This window comes from Modestobacter sp. VKM Ac-2977 (assembly GCF_026968045.1).
GTDB lineage: Bacteria > Actinomycetota > Actinomycetes > Mycobacteriales > Geodermatophilaceae > Modestobacter.
In genome coordinates this window covers 712328-729050 of the sequence record NZ_JAPVBQ010000002.1, presented here as the reverse complement: position 1 = coordinate 729050, position 16723 = coordinate 712328, and the positions used below count along the sequence as shown (strand labels likewise).

The window sequence follows — 16723 nt, the reverse complement described above, 5'->3', positions numbered from 1 at the left end:
GTGCGGGCATGACCGGACGGCCCGGCGGGACCCCGCGGTGAGCGAGCCCGACCGCGGGGGAGTGACGTTCGACCGGCACCTGGTGCTCGACCAGCTGGGTGGCTGGCGCGGCATGCTCGACGCCTCGCTGCCCACGATCGCGTTCATCGTGGCCAACTCCGTGGGCGGCCTGACCGTCGGCATCTGGGCTGCCCTGGTCGCCGCGGTGCTGGTCTTCCTGCTGCGGTTGGTCCGCCGGGAGGGCATCCAGCAGGCCGTCAGCGGGCTGTTCGCCGTCGCCGTCGCCGTCGCGATCACCGCGTACTCCGGGCAGGCCCGGGACTTCTTCGTGCTGGGCATCGTGCGCGGCGCCGCGATCGCGGTGGTCCTGCTCGGCTCGATCCTCTTCCGCCGTCCGCTGGTGGGGGTGATCGCCGAGTTCCTGGCGCCCAGCCACCTGGGGGCGATGTCCGCCCACCGGCTGCCGTCGCTCCGCGGGCGCGCGCGCCGGGACCCGGCCGCGACGCCCGTCCCGGTGGAGGGCGGCGCCACCGTGCCGGTGGCGTCCGGCCCCCGGGCTCCGGACCCCGAGCCGGAGCGGCACTGGCGCGAGGACCCGCGGATGCTGCGGGCCTACAGCTGGCTGACCGTGCTGTGGGCGGCGGTGTTCCTGCTGCGGGCCGCCGTGCAGGGGTTCTTCTACCTGCGCGACGAGGTCGAGCTGCTGGCGACGTCCTCGCTCGTGCTGGGCCTGCCGCTGACCGCGGCCCAGCTCGTGGTGACCCTGTGGGTGGTGGCCCGGCTGCACCGACACCGCTCCGAGCCGCCGCTCGTCGAGGACCCGGCGGAGCCAGAGGACCGCCCCACCACCTGACGGCCCCCGCTGCGGGGGTGGGTCGCTCAACAGCTCCCGTCGGGGCACATGATCGTCTGCAGCTGTTCCTCGATGTCGCCGTGGGCGACGAACAGCAGCTCGTCCCCGGCCTCCAGCGGCTCGTCGGGATCGGGGGCGATCACCCGGTCCCCACGCAGGATGGTGGTGAGCACGGTCTCCCGGGGCAGCGGCACCTCGCGCACCGGCCGGCCCACCCACGGGGTGTCGTCGGCGAGGGTGATCTCCACCAGGTTCGCCGCGCCCTTGCGGAAGCTCATCAGCCGGACGACGTCGCCCACCGTGACCGCCTCCTCCACCAGGGCGGCGAGCACGCGGGGGGTCGAGACGGCGACGTCCACGCCCCACGACTCGGTGTAGAGCCACTCGTTGCGTGGGTCCTTGACCCGGGCCACCACGCGGGCCACCGCGAACTCGGTCTTGGCCAGCAGCGAGACGACCAGGTTGGCCTTGTCGTCACCGGTGGCGGCGATGACCACGTCGCAGGTGGCCAGCTGGGCCTCCTCCAGGGAGGAGACCTCACAGGCATCGGCCTGGACCCACTCGGCGCCCGGCACCGCCCGGGGCTTGACCCGGGAGCCGTTCTTCTCGATGAGCATCACGGCGTGGCCGTTGCCCAGCAGTTCGGTGGCGATGGACCGGCCGACCGCGCCGGCCCCCACGATGGCGACGCGCATCAGCGCTGCCCCCCTGCGGGACCCTGCTCGACGGCCTGGTGCACCCGCTCGGTGAGCTCGTCGGTGGCGGCGACGACGAGGTGGTCGCCGGTCTGCAGCACCGTGGTCGGGGTGATGAGCTGGGCCTCACCGAAGCGCACCAACCAGGCCGCCCGGGCGCCGGAGGCGTTCTCCAGCTCGGCCAGCGGCCGGCCGACCCAGCCGTCGGTGACGGTGATCCGCATCAGCAGGACGGTGCCGGTGGGTTCGCGCCAGATCTCGGTCACCTTCACCGAGAGCAGCTCCCGCATCAGCCGGCTGACCGTCCACGGCACGGTGGCGACGCTGGGGATGCCCATCCGCTCGTAGACCTCGGCCCGCTTCGAGTCGTAGATCCGGGCGACGACGTGCTCGACACCGAACGTCTCGCGGGCGACGCGGGCGCTGATGATGTTGGAGTTGTCCCCGCTGCTCACGGCGGCGAACGCCCCGGCGGAGTCGATGCCGGCGTCCAGCAGGGTCTGCCGGTCGAAGCCGAGCCCGGTGACCTGGCGGCCACCGAACTCGGGGCCGAGCCGGCGGAAGGACTCGGGGTCCTGGTCGATCACCGCGACGCTGTGGCCGATCACCTCGAGTCGCCGGGCGATCGCCGAGCCGACGCGGCCGCAGCCCATCACGACCACGTGCACCTGTGTCCCACCCCGTCTGCTGCATCCGTGCCGCCCCTGCGGACCGCCGGGGCGTACAGCGCGCGAACGTACACCCGAAGCGGGCCCGTCGTGGCACAGCGGGGGCCGGATCGCCGGGTGGGCAGCCCGTGTGAGTGAGGTCGCCCCGTCACGCCCCAACGGCGGGCTGAGCGTCCGTACCATCGCCGCCGTGCCAAGCCTGTCCGACCTCGGACAACTCCCGAAACGACTCGTCCTCGGCCGGCCGGTCCGCAGCGACCGCGCCGGTGAGTCGTTGCTGCCCAAGCACCTCGCACTGCCGATCTTCGCCAGCGACCCGCTCTCCTCCGTCGCCTACGCGACGCAGGAGATCCTCATCTTCCTGACGCTGGCCGGGACGACGTTCCTGTTCCTCACCCCGTGGCTCGCCGCGCTCGTGGTGGTGCTGCTGGCCGTCGTCGTCCTCTCCTACCGCCAGGTGGTGCACGCCTACCCCTCGGGTGGTGGCGACTACGAGGTGGCGATGAAGAACCACGGCCAGTTCGCCGGCCTGGTCGTCGCCAGCGCGTTGCTCGTCGACTACGTGCTCACCGTCGCGGTGTCGGTCAGCTCCGGCACGGACAACATCATCTCCGCGTTCCCGGAGCTCGCCGAGCACCGCGTCCTCATCTCCGTCGGGCTGGTGGCCCTGCTCGTGGCCGTGAACCTGCGCGGGGTGCGGGAGTCGGGGAAGACCTTCGCCTTCCCGACCTACGCGTTCATCGCCTGCATCCTGGTGATGATCGGCACCGGGCTGATCCGGGAGCTCGTCACCGGCGGCGACGTGGTGGCCGAGAGCGCCGGCTACGCGATCCAGCCCGAACCGGGCTACGAGCAGGTGACCGGCCTGGCGCTGATCTTCTTCGTGCTGCGGGCCTTCGCCTCCGGGTGCACGGCGCTCACCGGGGTGGAGGCGATCGCCAACGGCGTGCCGGCGTTCCGCCCACCGAAGAGCCGGAACGCGGCGACCACGCTGGCGCTGATGGGCGGCATCGCGGCCACGATGTTCGCCGGCGTCACGGCGATGGCCCTGCTGGCGGACGTGAAGTACGTGGAGAACGCCTGCGACCTGGTGGGCTTCGACTGCGCGAACCAGCCGCAGCGGACCGTGATCGCGCAGGTGGCGGCGGCGACCTTCGGCGGCGCGGACTCCCTCGGCTTCTACCTCGTCCAGGGGGCGACGGCGCTGGTGCTGATCCTGGCGGCGAACACGGCGTTCAACGGCTTCCCGCTGCTGGGCTCGGTGCTCGCGCAGGACCGGTTCATGCCCCGCCAGCTGCACACCCGCGGCGACAAGCTGGTCTACAGCAACGGGATCCTGCTGCTCGCCGGCTTCGCGATCCTGCTGCTGATCGTCTTCGAGGCCGACTCCACCCAGCTGATCCAGATGTACATCGTGGGCGTCTTCACCAGCTTCTCGATCGGCCAGTGGGGCATGGTGCGGCACTGGAACCGCGAGCTGCGCAACGAGACCGAGCCCGCCGCCCGCGGTCGCATGCAGCGCTCCCGGCTGATCAACGCCGTCGGCGGCACGCTGACCAGCGTCGTCCTGTTCATCGTCGTGGTCACCAAGTTCGCCGGCGGAGCGTGGATCGTGCTCGCCGCGATGCCGGTGATCTTCCTGCTGATGCGGGCGATCAACCGGCACTACTCGCACGTGGCCGCCCAGCTGGTGCCCGACAGCGACGCGCGGACCAAGCCCAGCAAGGTGCACGCGGTCGTCCTGGTGTCCAAGGTCCACAAGCCGACGCTGCGTGCGCTCGCCTTCGCCCGGGCCACCCGGCCCGACGTGCTGACCGCCCTGACGGTGAACGTGGACGACGCGGACACCCGCGCGCTCCAGCGGGACTGGGAGCGCTACGACATCCCGCTGCCGCTGACCGTGCTCGAGTCGCCTTTCCGGGAGATCACCCGCCCCGTCCTGGACTTCGTCAAGGACATCCGGCGCTCCAGCCCGCGCGAGCTGGTCGTGGTGTTCGTGCCGCAGTACGTGGTGGGTCACTGGTGGGAGAACCTGTTGCACAACCAGAGCGCGCTGCGGCTGCGCACCCGGTTGCAGTTCCTGCCGGGCGTGATGATCACCAGCGTGCCGTGGCAGCTGGAGAGCTCGGTGGACCGGGACGGCGGGAACGGCGGCGGCCCGGTCCCCGGCGACCTGCGGCGCGGGCTGACGTCCGAGACCGAGCAGACCCCGTATGGCTGAGCGGCGTCGACGCCCTGCCGCCCGCCCGCAGCGGCAGGCGCCCGACAAGGCCGACGGTTGGGTGGGTCGCCGTTTCGAGGTGACCGTCGGCCCGGTGGCGCACGGCGGGCACTGCGTGGCCCGGCACGAGGGCCGGGTGGTCTTCGTGCGGCACACGCTGCCCGGGGAGCGGGTGGTCGTCGAGGTGACCGAGGACCGGCACAAGGGCTTCTGTCGCGGCGACGCCGTCGAGGTGCTGGAGCCGGCGCCGGACCGGGTGGAGCGACCGTGCCCGTACAGCGGCCCCGGGCGGTGCGGGGGCTGCGACTGGCAGCACGTCAGCCATGCCGGGCAGCTCGGGCTCAAGGCCGAGGTCGTCCGTGAGCAGCTGTCCCGGCTCGCCGGGCTGGACGTCGACGTCACCGTCGAGGCGCTGCCCGGGGGGCCGCTGCGCTGGCGGTCCCGGGCGCGGTTCGCCGTCGACCGCACCGGCTCGCCCGGGCTGCGCCGGCACCGCTCGCACGACGTCGTCCCGCTCGACGACTGCCCGATCACCGCCGAGCCCGCCGCCCAGGCGGTGCTGGCCCGGCGCTGGCTGGACGCCGGTGCCGTGGACGTCGCCCTCGACTCGGCCGGTGTGGTGACGACGACGACGCTGGACCGCCGCGGCCGGCCGCTGGAGACCCAGGTGCTGCGGCCCGGCGCCGAGGTGCCCGAGGAGCCGGCCGGGCGGGCGCAGCGGACCGCCGGTGGCCGGGACTGGGAGGTCGAGGGCACCGGCTTCTGGCAGGTGCACCCCGCCGCCGCCGACGCACTGGTGGGCGCCGTCCTGGGCTTCGCCGCGGTGCAGCCGGGGGAGACGGTGCTGGACCTCTACGCCGGTGCCGGCCTGTTCGGTGGGGCGCTGGCGCCCGGGGTGGGTGCCGGGGGCCGGGTGGTCTGCGTGGAGTCCGACGTCGCGGCCTGCGCCGCTGCCGACGCGAACCTGGCCGACCTGCCGCAGGCCGAGGTCTGGCAGGGGGACGTGGACGCTCCCGGGCTCACCGAGCTGCTCGGTGACCTCGGCCGGCCGGACGTCGTCGTGCTGGACCCGCCGCGGGCCGGTGCCGGGCAGGACGTGAGCCGGGTGCTCGCCGGTGCCGGTGCCCGCGCCGTGGTCTACGTGGCCTGCGACCCGGCGTCCCTGGCCCGCGACGTCGCCGCGTTCGCACAGGGGGGCTACCGGCTGGCGGAGCTGCGGGCCTTCGACTGCTTCCCGATGACCGCGCACGTGGAGTGCGTCGCCCTGCTGGTCAGGGCGTAGGAGGGCCGGTCAGAGCGAGCTGCGACCGGCGTCCTCGCGCGGCAGGACCCACCGGTCGTCGGCCTTGCGGATGAGGAAGTCGGCGAGCAGGAACGCCTCGTGGACGGCCTCGGTGAGCAGGTCACGGACGTTGCGGTAGGTGGTCACGTCAGAGCCTCCAGTGCTGCCGAGTGCGTGCGGGCCAGGCGGTCCCCAGGCCGGCCCGTCGGTCGATCCGTGTGTCCTGGGTCACGACTGGTATCGGCGGCTGCGACCGTCTCCCGTACCGCGATCAGGTCCGCTCTCACTCGGGCGTGGTAGCTGCAGGGCCTGTCGGTCGGTCTGAACGGTCAGGTCGCTGTGCCTACGCTGGGGCCGTGGCGGATCCGGCGAGTGGCGAACGGCTGGCCGACCGGGCGCGTTCGGCGCACACCTGGCTGTTGCTGCGCCCGGTGAGTCGCGGGTTCTGGGCCGTGGCAGCGGTCTTCCTCGTCGGGACCGCCGTCGCCAACGCGGCCGACGGCAACTGGCTGTCGGCGGTGTTCGGTGTCCTGCTCGCCGGGGTCGCCGGCTCCCGGCTGTGGGCCCTGCGCGGGACCGGTGAGGACCGGCCGTCGTCGGGTCAGACCCGCACGGCCAGCAGGTAGGCCTGGCGGCTCTTCTCGTACGGCGAGCCGTCGGGCTCACGGAGCACCCGGGCCCGCACGCCGAGGCCGGCGTCGGCCAGCTGCCGCGCGACCCGGTCGGGATCGAGCCGCCAGCCGTGCAGCGAGATCTCGTGGCCGTAGCCCTGCCGGTGGTGCACCGGCTCGTCGGCGCCGGCCTGGAAGGCGAGCAGCAGCGGTGCGCCGGGCCGCAGCACCCGGGCCAGCTCGCCGAACACCGCCGGCTGCCGCTCCGGCGGGATGTGGATCACCGAGTACCAGGCGAGCGCACCGGCCAGCCCGCCGTCCGTCAGGTCGAGGGCGATCAACGACCCGACCTCGAAGCGCAGGTGCGGGTGCCGCCGGCGGGCCACCTCGACCATGCCGGGGGAGAGGTCGATGCCGAACGAGTCCAGCCCCAGGGAGTCCAGGTGGGTGGTGATCCGGCCCGGGCCGCACCCGAGGTCGCCGACCGGGCCTCCGCCGTCGGCCAGCACCTGCTCGGCGAAGACCCCGAGCACGGCGCGGTCCATCGCGCTCTCCGCCAGCAACGACCGGGCCAGCTCCTCGTAGCTGGCGGCGACGGTGTCGTAGGCGGCACGGGTCTCTGCGACGTCGCTGGGTTCGGTCACGCGGGGCACCGTACGGCGCGACACCGACAGGTCACGCTTCGAACACGTGTGCGATCCGCGGTCGAGGCGGACGGCGCCGCGGCGCACACTGAGCGGGTGGACGTCGCACTGCCCCCGGGCTGGCCGGACGAGGTCCGGCCGCCCGGCGCCCCGGACTGGGAGCGGACCGCGGTCAGCTGGCTGTTCGACCTGGTGCCACCGGACTACCGGTCCCACGAGGTGCTGCGCCGCTACCCGGTGCTGCTGGCCCGGTTCGCCGGTGACCACGTCGCCGCGGGGCTGGAGGCGGCGCGGGCCGGCTGGCGCACCGTCCGGGTGGAGCTCGCCGACCAGCTCCCGCCGGAGGCGATGGAGGCGGCGATCAGCGCCTACGAGCGGGAGGGTGCCCGGCTCACCCGGGCCGCGCGCGGGGTCGAGGTGGTCGCCGGGGCACTGCGGGGTGAGCGCTGGGTGCCCCGGCTCTGAGCTCGCTGCTCACCGGGCAGGTCACCGGTTCGCAGTTACAGTTGGGTTTCCACCGGCAGTGCCCCACCGGGTGCCGTCGTCGTCGAGAGGACCCTGCCCCGTCGTGTCGTTGCTCAGCTCGTTGACCGGGCCCGCCGACCTCCGGGCACTGCGCCCCGACCAGCTGCCGGTCCTGGCCGGCGAGATCCGCGACGCGCTCGTGGCCGCGGTCGCCAAGACCGGTGGCCACCTGGGCCCGAACCTCGGTGCGGTCGAGCTGACCATCGCCGTCCACCGGGTCTTCGAGTCCCCGCGCGAGCCGATCGTCTTCGACACCGGGCACCAGGCCTACGTGCACAAGCTGCTCACCGGCCGGCTCGACGGCTTCGCCCAGCTCCGCCAGCGCGACGGGCTGTCCGGCTACCCCAGCCGGGCCGAGAGCGAGCACGACTGGGTGGAGAACAGCCACGCCTCGACGTCGCTGTCCTACGCCGACGGGCTGGCCAAGGCCTTCGCCGTCCGCGGTGACGTCCGCCCCGTGGTCGCGGTGATCGGCGACGGCGCGCTCACCGGTGGCATGGCCTGGGAGGCGCTGAACAACATCGCCGCCGCGCAGGACCGCCCCGTCGTCATCGTGGTCAACGACAACGGCCGCTCCTACTCCCCGACGATCGGTGGGGTGGCCGACGCACTCGCCACGCTGCGGCTGCGCCCCGGGTACGAGGAGGCGCTGGCCGCCGTCCGGCAGGCCCTGCACCGCGCACCGGTCGTCGGCACGAAGCTCTACGACGCCCTGCACGCGATCAAGAAGGGGCTCAAGGACGTCCTGGCCCCGCAGGGCATGTTCGAGGACCTCGGCATGAAGTACGTGGGCCCGGTCGACGGCCACGACGTGGAGATGATGGAGTCGGCGCTGCGCCGGGCCCGCTCCTTCGGTGGGCCGGTCATCGTGCACGCCGTCACCACCAAGGGCTTCGGCTACCCGCCGGCGGAGACCGACACGATCGACGCCTGGCACTCCACCGGGGTCTTCGAGCCCGACAGCGGGCTCTCCTCGGCCGCGAAGGGCCCGGAGTGGACCGACGTCTTCGCCGACGAGCTGGTGCGGATCGGCACCGAGCGCTCCGACGTCGTGGCGATCACCGCGGCGATGCTGCACCCGACCGGGCTCGCGCCGTTCGCCGAGCGCTTCCCGGAGCGCACCTACGACGTCGGCATCGCCGAGCAGCACGCGCTCACCTCGGCCGCGGGGCTGGCCATGGGCGGCCTGCACCCCGTCGTCGCCATCTACTCCACGTTCCTGAACCGCGCCTTCGACCAGCTGCTGATGGACGTCGCGCTGCACGGCCAGCCGGTCACCCTGGTGCTGGACCGGGCCGGCGTGACCGGCTCCGACGGCGCGTCGCACAACGGCATGTGGGACATGTCGATCTGCTCGATCGTCCCGGGGCTGCAGCTGGCGGCGCCGCGCGACGAGCCGACGATGCGCGAGGCGCTCCGCGAGTCGGTGCAGGTCTCCGACGGGCCCACCGTCGTCCGCTTCCCGAAGGGCGCGCTGCCGCCGGAGGTGCCGGCGATCGAGCGGCGCGGGCGGGTCGACGTGCTGCGCCGCGGTGCGGCCCCCGAGGTCCTGCTGGTCGCCGTCGGCTCACTGGTGCCGATGTGCCTGGCGGTCGCCGAGCGCGCCGCGGACCACGGCATCGAGGTCACCGTCGTCGACCCGCGCTGGGTGATGCCGGTCGCCGACGAGCTGGTCGCGCTGGCCGGGGAGCACCGGCTGGTCGTCACCGTCGAGGACGGCGGCCGGGCCGGCGGCGTCGGCACCCTGCTCTCCCAGGCGCTGCAGGACGCCGACTGCGACGTGCCGGTGCGCACGCTCGGCCTGCCGCAGCAGTTCTTCGAGCACGGCAGCCGCGGTCAGGTGCTGGCCGACGTCGGCCTCACCGAGCAGGACGTCGCCCGCCGCATCGTCGAGTGGGCCGCCCGGGTCGCCGACCGCGCCGCCGCCCCGACCGAGCCGGCAGAGGTCGAGGGCCAGCAGTGAGCGGCACCGTGATCGCCGAGATCCAGGTGGCGCCGGCGCCGCCCGGCACCGCGGACGACCCGCACGCCTTCGTCGAGGCGGCGATCCGGGTGATCCAGGCCTCCGGGCTGCGCTCCGAGGTCGGCGCACTGGGCACCACGCTGGAGGGCGACGCCGACACGGTCTGGGCGACCCTGCGGGCCGCGCACGAGGCGATGGTCGCCGCCGGCGCGACGGGCGGCATCTCGCACGTGAAGATCGCCTCGGTGGGCCGCACGATGGACAGCCTCACCTCCAAGTTCCGCTGACTGCCTCCTGCGGCGGCACCCCCCGGGATCAGGTGACCTGGTCGGGTGGGCAGCTACCGCGCGGTCTGCCACCAGGTAGGCGCCCCTGGGACCAGGTGACCTGATCCCAGGGGGTCCGACCTCAGGCGGGGAGCGAGGCCGCGCCCCTCGGGAGGAACCGCGAACCGGTGACGGCCTCCGACACCCCGGCGCGGTCCAGGTGGGCGGAGATCCCGCCCAGCCAGAACGGCCAGCCGGCGCCGAGCAGCATCGCCAGGTCGATGTCCTGCACGGCCTGGACGACGCCCTCCTCCAGCATCAGCCCGATCTCCTCGGCCAGCGCCCGCTCGGCCCGCGAGCGCAGCTCGTCGGCGGTCAGCGGCGAGTCACCCGCGTCGATGCCGGCCAGCTCCGGGTCGATGACGCCGGGCTCGGTGAAGACCGAGGTCTTGCCCAGCTCGACCATCCGACGCAGCCCCGCGCCGACGCCGAAGCGGTCGGGGAACGCCTCGTGCATCCGCTCCGCCACGTGCAGCGCAACCGGCGGACCGACCAGCGTGAGCAGCTCGAACGGCGTCATGGGCAGGCCCAGCGGCTCCAGCGCCGTCTCCGCGACGGACACCGGCGTGCCGGCGTCCACGGCTGCGGTGACCTCGCCGAGGAACCGGGTGAGCAGCCGGTTGACCACGAACGCCGGGGCGTCGGCGACCAGCACGCAGGACTTCCCCAGCGCCTTGCCGACGGCGAACGCGGTGGCCAGCGTGGCGTCGTCGGTGCGCTCGGCGCGCACCACCTCCAGCAGCGGCAGCACGGCGACCGGGTTGAAGAAGTGCAGGCCGACGACCCGCTCGGGGTGCTGCAGTCGCGCAGCCATCTCGGTCACCGACAGTGCCGAGGTGTTGGTGGCCAGCACGCACTCAGGCCGCACCACCGCCTCCACCTCGGCGAACACCTGCTGCTTGACCGACAGCTCCTCGAACACCGCCTCGATCACCAGGTCGGCGTCGGCGAAGGCGGCCTTGTCCAGCGAGCCGGTGACCAGGCCCTTGAGCCGGTTCAGCGCGTCGGGGGAGAGCCGCCCGCGGCCGGCCAGCTTCTCCAGTTCGCCGTGCACGTAGCCGACGCCCTTGTCGACGCGGGCCTGGTCGACGTCGGTGAGCACGACGGGCACCTCGAGCCGGCGCAGGAACAGCAGCGCCAGCTGGGAGGCCATCAACCCCGCGCCGACGACGCCGACCTTCGTCACCTTCCTGGCCAGTTTCCGGTCCGGCGCACCCGCGGGGCGCTTGGCCCGCTTGTTGACCAGGTCGAAGGCGTACAGGCCGGCCCGCAGCTCGTCGCTCATCAGCAGGTCGGTGAGCGCGTCGTCCTCGGCCGCCGTCCCGGTGGTGAAGCCGGCGTCGCCTGCCCGGGCCAGGTCCAGCAGCTCGACCGCGCGCAGCGCCCCGGGGGAGGCGTTGCGGGTGCGGGCAGCGACGAGCTGCCGGGCGCGGGAGATCGCGTCGTCCCAGGCCGTCCGGTCGACCTCGGGACGGCGGACGGCGACGTCCCCGCTGAGCACCCCGGCCGCCCATTCCAGCGAGCGCTCCAGGAAGTCGGCCGGCTCGAACACCGCGTCGGCCATGCCCAGCTTCGCGGCCTTCGGCGCCGGGGTCACCTTGTTCTGCGCCAGCGCGTTCTCCACGATCACGGTGACCGCGGCGTCGATGCCGATCAGCTGCGGGAGCAGCTGGGTGCCGCCCCAGCCGGGCACCAGGCCGAGGAAGACCTCGGGGAAGGCGACGACGGCGGTGCTGGCGATCGTCCGGTGGTGGCAGTGCAGCGCCAGCTCCAGGCCGCCGCCGAGGGCCGCGCCGTTGACGAACGCGAACGTCGGGATCGTCGACTCCTTGAAGCGGCGGAACACCCGGTGCCCGGTCTCGGCGATCTCCCGGGCCTCGGCGGCCGAGGTGATCGACGGGACGCCGGAGAGGTCGGCGCCGACGGCGAAGATGAACGGCTTCCCGGTGACGGCGATCGCCGCGGGGGCGGGGGAGTGGGCGGCGATCTCGTCCAGGGCAGCGTCCAGCGAGGCCAGCCCGCCGGGCCCGAACGTGGAGGGCCGGGTGTGGTCGTGCCCGTTGTCCAGGGTGATCAGCGCGATCTCCCCGGCCAGCCCGGGCACCCTCAGGTACCGGACCAGCGCCCGGGTGACGACCTCGTCGGCGAAGACGGCGCTCATGCCGCAGCCCCTTCCCAGTTCGGGTTCTCCCAGATCACGGTGCCGCCCATGCCGATGCCGATGCACATCGCGGTCAGGCCGTAGCGGACGTCGGGCCGCTGGGCGAACTGCCGGGACAGCTGCGTCATCAGCCGCACGCCCGAGGAGGCCAGCGGGTGACCCACGGCGATCGCGCCGCCCCACGGGTTGACCCGTGCGTCGTCGTCGGCGATGCCGAAGTGGTCCAGGAACGCCAGCACCTGGACGGCGAAGGCCTCGTTCAGCTCGAACAGGCCGATGTCGGTGATCGACAGCCCGGTGCGGGCCAGCGCCTTCTCCGTCGACGGGATCGGCCCGACGCCCATCACCTCGGGCTCGACCCCGGCGAAGCCGAAGCCGACCAGCCGCATGCCGACGTCGAGCCCCAGCTCCTCGGCGACCTCCTCGGCGGCGAGCAGGCACCCGGTGGCGCCGTCGTTCAGCCCGGCGGCGTTGCCGGCGGTGACGTGACCGTGCGGGCGGAACGGCGTCTTCAGCGTCGACAGGCCCGCGAGCGTGGTGTTCGGCCGCGGCGGCTCGTCGACGGTGGCCAGGCCCCAGCCGGCCTCGGCCGAGCGGGTCGCCACGGGCACCAGCTCCGGGCCGATCTGGCCCGCGGTCACCGCTGCGGCGTACTTCTGCTGGCTGGCCAGCGCGAACGCGTCGGCCCGCTCCTTGGTGAGGTGCGGGAACCGGTCGTGCAGGTTCTCCGCGGTCGAGCCCATCACCAGCGCCGAGTCGTCGACGATCTTCTCGCTGACGAACCGTGGGTTCGGGTCGACGCCCTCGCCCATCGGGTGGTGGCCCATGTGCTCGACGCCGCCGGCGATCGCGACGTCGTAGGCGCCGAAGGCGATGCCCGACGCGGTGGTGGTCACGGCGGTCATCGCCCCGGCGCACATCCGGTCGATCGCGTAGCCGGGCACGCTCTTCGGCAGCCCGGCCAGCAGCGCGGCGGTGCGACCGATGGTCAGGCCCTGGTCGCCGATCTGGGTGGTGGCGGCGATGGCCACCTCGTCCACCCGCTCGGCCGGCAGCGACGGGTTGCGGCGCAGCAGCTCGCGGATGCAGCGCACGACCAGGTCGTCGGCGCGGGTCTCGGCGTAGATGCCCGTGGGGCCCGCCTTGCCGAAGGGAGTGCGGACACCGTCGACGAAGACGACCTCACGCAACGAGCGTGGTCGTCGTTCTCCAGATGACACAGGACCTCCGCGATGAGCTCGGCGCCGCCCCGGCCAGGGCGGCGACTCGAAGTTACCCGCTGGTAACCGAAGGCTCCACACCCGCCGGGGTTACCGGCTCGTTCCGCATCACGGTCCGGCAACAGTGCTGGCATGTGCTTGCGGTCACACGAACGGCAGTAAACGATCACTTCCGGAAATCTCCCGGATCCAATGAAGGAACGGCAGGTCGAACATGGCGCGACAGCGCACCCTGATGACTGCTCTCGCAGCCTCACTCGTCTTCTCGATGGCCGCCTGCGGCAGCGACGACTCCGGCGGCGGTGGCGGTGGCGGCGACGCCGCCGAGGCCGCCGGCAAGGTGGGGGTGATCCTCCCCGACACCGCGTCCTCGGCGCGCTGGGCGAGCGCGGACGCCCCGCTGCTGGAGGCCGCCTTCGAGGAGGCCGGCGTCGAGGCCGACATCCAGAACGCGCAGGGCGATGCCCAGCGGATGGCGACGATCGCCGAGCAGATGATCACCGGTGGGGTCACCGTCCTGGCGATCGTCAACCTGGACTCCGCCTCCGGCGCCGCCATCCAGCGGCAGGCCGAGCAGCAGGGCGTCCAGACGATCGACTACGACCGGCTCACCCTCGGTGGGGAGTCCGACTACTACGTCTCCTTCGACAACACCGAGGTCGGCCGCCTGCAGGGCGAGGGCCTGGCCCAGTGCCTCGGCGACGAGTCGGCGAACATCGCGTTCCTCAACGGGTCGCCGGACGACAACAACGCCACGCTGTTCTCCGAGGGCGCGCACGAGGTCCTCGATCCGATGACCCAGTACACGCAGGTCGCCGAGCAGGCCGTGCCCGAGTGGGACAACCAGCAGGCCGCGACGATCTTCGAGCAGATGTACACCCAGGCCGGCGGTGACATCCAGGGCGTGCTGGCCGCCAACGACGGCCTCGCCAACGCGGTCATCTCCATCCTGGGCCGCAACAACGTCGCCGGCACCGTGCCGGTGACCGGGCAGGACGCCACCACCGAGGGCCTGCAGAACATCCTGGCCGGCAACCAGTGCATGACCGTCTACAAGCCGATCGAGGCAGAGGCCACCGCGCTGGCCGAGCTCGCGGTGGCCCTGGTCAACGGTGAGACCCCGGAGGTCGACGGCGAGGTGGAGGACGTCGAGGGCGACCGCACCGTCCCGGCCGTGCTGCTGGACCCGGTCTCGGTCTTCCGGGACAACGTCAAGGAGGTCGTCGACGACGGCTACGTCGACGCCGCCGACCTGTGCACCGGTGAGTACGCCGCCGCCTGCACCGAGCTCGGCATCCAGTAGTCCACCTGCCAGCAGGGGCGCCCTCTCCGGGGGGCGCCCCTGTCGGCCTGTCCAGCCGAGAAGGGACCCACGTGTCCGCTCCAGAGCGCGATCACGGCACCACGGCCGTCGGCCGGCCCACCCTCGAACTGCGGGGGGTGGACAAGAGCTTCGGCGCCGTCCAGGTGCTGCACGACGTCCACCTCACCGTCTACCCCGGGAAGGTCACCGCACTGGTCGGTGACAACGGAGCGGGCAAGAGCACGCTGATCAAGGGCATCGCGGGCATCCACCCGTTCGACTCGGGCGAGGTGGAGTTCGAGGGCGAGCGAGTCACGCTGCACAGCCCCCGGGACGCCGCCAAGCTCGGGATCGAGGTGGTCTACCAGGACCTCGCGCTGGCCGACAACCTCGACGTCGTCCAGAACATGTTCCTGGGGCGGGAGCGCAAGCGCGGCGTTCTGCTCGATGAGCAGTCGATGGAGGTGGCGGCCCGGGAGACGCTGGCCAAGCTGTCTGTCCGCACCCTGAAGTCCGTCCGGCAGCTGGTGTCCAGCCTCTCCGGCGGACAGCGGCAGACCGTGGCCATCGCCAAGGCCGTGCTGTGGGAGTCCAAGCTCGTCATCCTCGACGAGCCGACCGCGGCACTGGGCGTGGCGCAGACCCGGCAGGTGCTGGACCTGGTCCGCCGGCTGGCCGACGCCGGCCACGCCGTCGTCTTCATCACGCACAACATGGTCGACGTGTTCGAGGTCGCCGACCGGGTTGCGGCGCTCTACCTGGGCCGGGTGGCCGCCGACGTCCCGATCGACCAGGTCGACCGCACCCAGGTCATCGAGCTCATCACCTCCGGCCGATCCGGTGACCTGGGCCTCTCGGCCGAAGACCTCGAGGACTGAGAGGACGTCATGTCGAGCAACACATTGACCGCCGCCGAGGCGAGCGGTCCGCAGAAGCCCGCGGCGGGCTTCGAGGGCGACCGGCAGGACAACACCCTCGGCGGCGCCGTCCGGGGTTACCTGGACAAGCTGCGCGGCGGTGACCTGGGGGCGCTCCCGGCCGTCCTGGGCATCATCACCCTCGGCATCCTGTTCACGGTGCTGCGGCCGGGCACCTTCCTGACCCCGCTGAACCTGGCCAACCTCGCGGTGCAGGCCACCCCGATCATCGTGCTCGCGATGGGCCTGGTCTTCGTCCTGCTCCTGGGCGAGATCGACCTGTCGGCCGGCGTGGTCAGCGGGGTCTGCTCGGCGGTCCTGGCCCAGGTGCTGGTGCAGAGCGGGTTCGGCTGGCCGGTCGCCGTCCTCGCCGCGATCGTCACCGGTGCGGTGATCGGGATGTTCACCGGCAGCCTGGTCGGCATGGTCGGCATCCCGTCGTTCGTGGTGACCCTGGCGCTGTTCCTGGGCTGGCAGGGCGTGACCCTGCGGCTGATCGGCCAGGGCGGCACCGTGCCCGTGCGGGAACCGGTGATCCGCGCACTGGCCAACGAGAACCTGCCGCTGGCGGTCGGCTGGGCGCTGGCCGTGCTGGTGGCGGTCGGCTACGCCGCGATCGAGCTCTGGCGCTGGCGGGCCAAGCGGGCCCGTGACCTGGCCCACCAGCCGCTGGTGCTGGTCGTCCTCCGCGTCGTGCTCATGGCCGTGGTGGTGCTGGGCGTGACCGCGATCCTCAGCGAGGACCGGGCGCTGTCGGCGGCGGTCGACCTGGCCGGCATCCCCTACGCCATCCCGTTGGTCATCCTGCTGCTGCTGGTGGTCACCTTCGTGCTGTCCCGCACCAGCTTCGGCCGGCACATGTACGCGGTCGGCGGCAACGCCGAGGCGGCTCGCCGGGCGGGCATCAACGTGACCCGGATCCGGGTGATGGCGTTCGTCATCTCCTCCAGCCTGGCCGCGATCAGTGGCATCCTCGCCACCTCGCGGCTGAGCTCGGTGACGCCGGACGCCGGTGCGGGCAACACGCTGCTGTACGCGGTCGGGGCCGCGGTCATCGGTGGCACCAGCCTCTTCGGCGGGCGGGGGCGGGCCCGCGACGCGCTGCTCGGTGGCCTGGTCATCGCGATCATCGCCAACGGGCTGGGGCTGCTCGGGGTGGCGGCGTACCTGAACTTCGTCATCACCGGCGGGGTGCTGCTGCTGGCCGCATCGGTCGACGCGCTGGCCCGCCGCCGGGCGGCCACCGCACGCTGATGCCGTGACGACGGGCCGGCCACGGGCACGGCGCGCAATGGCGCGCGCCGTGCCCGTGGTGCACGAGCTGACGGTGCGGC

The 16723-nt window shown here is 73.0% G+C and carries 16 protein-coding genes; 10 read left to right on the top strand and 6 right to left on the bottom strand.

All coding sequences use genetic code 11. From position 1 onward, the window contains the following. Positions 1 to 37: 37 nt before the first annotated feature. Positions 38 to 853 (top strand): DUF3159 domain-containing protein, encoded by an 816-nt coding sequence (locus O2V63_RS11120; protein WP_269167586.1) that lies wholly within the window; start codon positions 38 to 40, stop codon positions 851 to 853. A 26-nt stretch (positions 854 to 879) separates the two neighbouring features. Here O2V63_RS11120 and O2V63_RS11115 read toward each other — a convergent pair whose 3' ends face one another. Together O2V63_RS11115 and O2V63_RS11110 are read right to left on the bottom strand one after the other, a co-directional pair. Then, positions 880 to 1548, bottom strand: coding sequence for a potassium channel family protein (locus O2V63_RS11115; RefSeq protein ID WP_036338825.1), 669 nt, complete (start codon positions 1546 to 1548; stop codon positions 880 to 882). Continuing rightward, positions 1548 to 2216, bottom strand: coding sequence for a potassium channel family protein (locus O2V63_RS11110; protein ID WP_269167585.1), 669 nt, complete (start codon positions 2214 to 2216; stop codon positions 1548 to 1550). The genes O2V63_RS11115 and O2V63_RS11110 overlap by 1 nt, the downstream gene beginning before the upstream one ends. 190 nt (positions 2217 to 2406) lie before the next feature. Here O2V63_RS11110 and O2V63_RS11105 point away from each other — a divergent pair, with 190 nt between their 5' ends. Further along, positions 2407 to 4437, top strand: a complete 2031-nt coding sequence (locus O2V63_RS11105; protein ID WP_269167584.1) for an APC family permease — start codon at positions 2407 to 2409, stop codon at positions 4435 to 4437. Beyond that, entirely contained in the window at positions 4430 to 5719 is a 1290-nt protein-coding gene (locus tag O2V63_RS11100) for a class I SAM-dependent RNA methyltransferase (RefSeq protein ID WP_269167583.1), read from the top strand. Before O2V63_RS11105 ends, O2V63_RS11100 begins: the two co-directional genes overlap by 8 nt. A 9-nt stretch (positions 5720 to 5728) precedes the next feature. Here O2V63_RS11100 and O2V63_RS11095 read toward each other — a convergent pair whose 3' ends face one another. Then, positions 5729 to 5866: a hypothetical protein gene (locus tag O2V63_RS11095; protein ID WP_269167582.1), complete on the bottom strand. Its 138-nt coding sequence runs from the start codon at positions 5864 to 5866 to the stop codon at positions 5729 to 5731. Between the two features lie 209 nt (positions 5867 to 6075). On the opposite strand from O2V63_RS11095, the gene O2V63_RS11090 reads away from it, so the two are divergent. Beyond that, positions 6076 to 6345, top strand: coding sequence for a hypothetical protein (locus O2V63_RS11090; RefSeq protein WP_269167581.1), 270 nt, complete (start codon positions 6076 to 6078; stop codon positions 6343 to 6345). On the opposite strand, the gene O2V63_RS11085 is transcribed toward O2V63_RS11090, so the two are convergent. Then, entirely contained in the window at positions 6321 to 6974 is a 654-nt protein-coding gene (locus O2V63_RS11085) for a class I SAM-dependent DNA methyltransferase (protein ID WP_269167580.1), read from the bottom strand. The two genes, O2V63_RS11090 and O2V63_RS11085, sit on opposite strands and share 25 nt — an antisense overlap. Before the next feature lie 96 nt (positions 6975 to 7070). Between O2V63_RS11085 and O2V63_RS11080 the strand changes: the two genes are divergently transcribed. The 3 genes from O2V63_RS11080 (at position 7071) to O2V63_RS11070 (ending at position 9749) form a co-directional block, all read left to right on the top strand. Then, the gene (locus O2V63_RS11080) at positions 7071 to 7439 is read left to right on the top strand and encodes a hypothetical protein (RefSeq protein ID WP_269165192.1); all 369 of its coding nucleotides are present in this window, start codon (positions 7071 to 7073) and stop codon (positions 7437 to 7439) included. Between the two features lie 103 nt (positions 7440 to 7542). Next, on the top strand, positions 7543 to 9462 hold the full coding sequence (dxs, locus tag O2V63_RS11075; RefSeq protein ID WP_269167579.1) for a 1-deoxy-D-xylulose-5-phosphate synthase: 1920 nt from the start codon (positions 7543 to 7545) through the stop codon (positions 9460 to 9462). After that, positions 9459 to 9749, top strand: a complete 291-nt coding sequence (locus O2V63_RS11070) for a thiamine-binding protein (protein ID WP_269167578.1) — start codon at positions 9459 to 9461, stop codon at positions 9747 to 9749. Before dxs ends, O2V63_RS11070 begins: the two co-directional genes overlap by 4 nt. A 121-nt stretch (positions 9750 to 9870) precedes the next feature. Here O2V63_RS11070 and O2V63_RS11065 read toward each other — a convergent pair whose 3' ends face one another. Beyond that, positions 9871 to 11949, bottom strand: a complete 2079-nt coding sequence (locus O2V63_RS11065) for a 3-hydroxyacyl-CoA dehydrogenase NAD-binding domain-containing protein (protein WP_269167577.1) — start codon at positions 11947 to 11949, stop codon at positions 9871 to 9873. Then, positions 11946 to 13139 (bottom strand): thiolase family protein, encoded by a 1194-nt coding sequence (locus O2V63_RS11060; RefSeq protein WP_269167576.1) that lies wholly within the window; start codon positions 13137 to 13139, stop codon positions 11946 to 11948. The genes O2V63_RS11065 and O2V63_RS11060 overlap by 4 nt, the downstream gene beginning before the upstream one ends. Before the next feature lie 265 nt (positions 13140 to 13404). Here O2V63_RS11060 and O2V63_RS11055 point away from each other — a divergent pair, with 265 nt between their 5' ends. The 3 genes from O2V63_RS11055 to O2V63_RS11045 all read left to right on the top strand — a co-directional run bounded on the left by O2V63_RS11055 (position 13405) and on the right by O2V63_RS11045 (position 16643). Next, positions 13405 to 14472, top strand: coding sequence for a sugar ABC transporter substrate-binding protein (locus O2V63_RS11055; protein WP_269167575.1), 1068 nt, complete (start codon positions 13405 to 13407; stop codon positions 14470 to 14472). A gap of 71 nt (positions 14473 to 14543) precedes the next feature. Beyond that, a complete protein-coding gene (locus O2V63_RS11050; protein WP_269160459.1) occupies positions 14544 to 15350 on the top strand; it encodes an ATP-binding cassette domain-containing protein in 807 nt (268 codons plus the stop codon). Between the two features lie 9 nt (positions 15351 to 15359). Then, positions 15360 to 16643, top strand: a complete 1284-nt coding sequence (locus O2V63_RS11045) for a sugar ABC transporter permease (protein ID WP_269167574.1) — start codon at positions 15360 to 15362, stop codon at positions 16641 to 16643. The last annotated feature ends 80 nt before the right edge of the window (positions 16644 to 16723 follow it).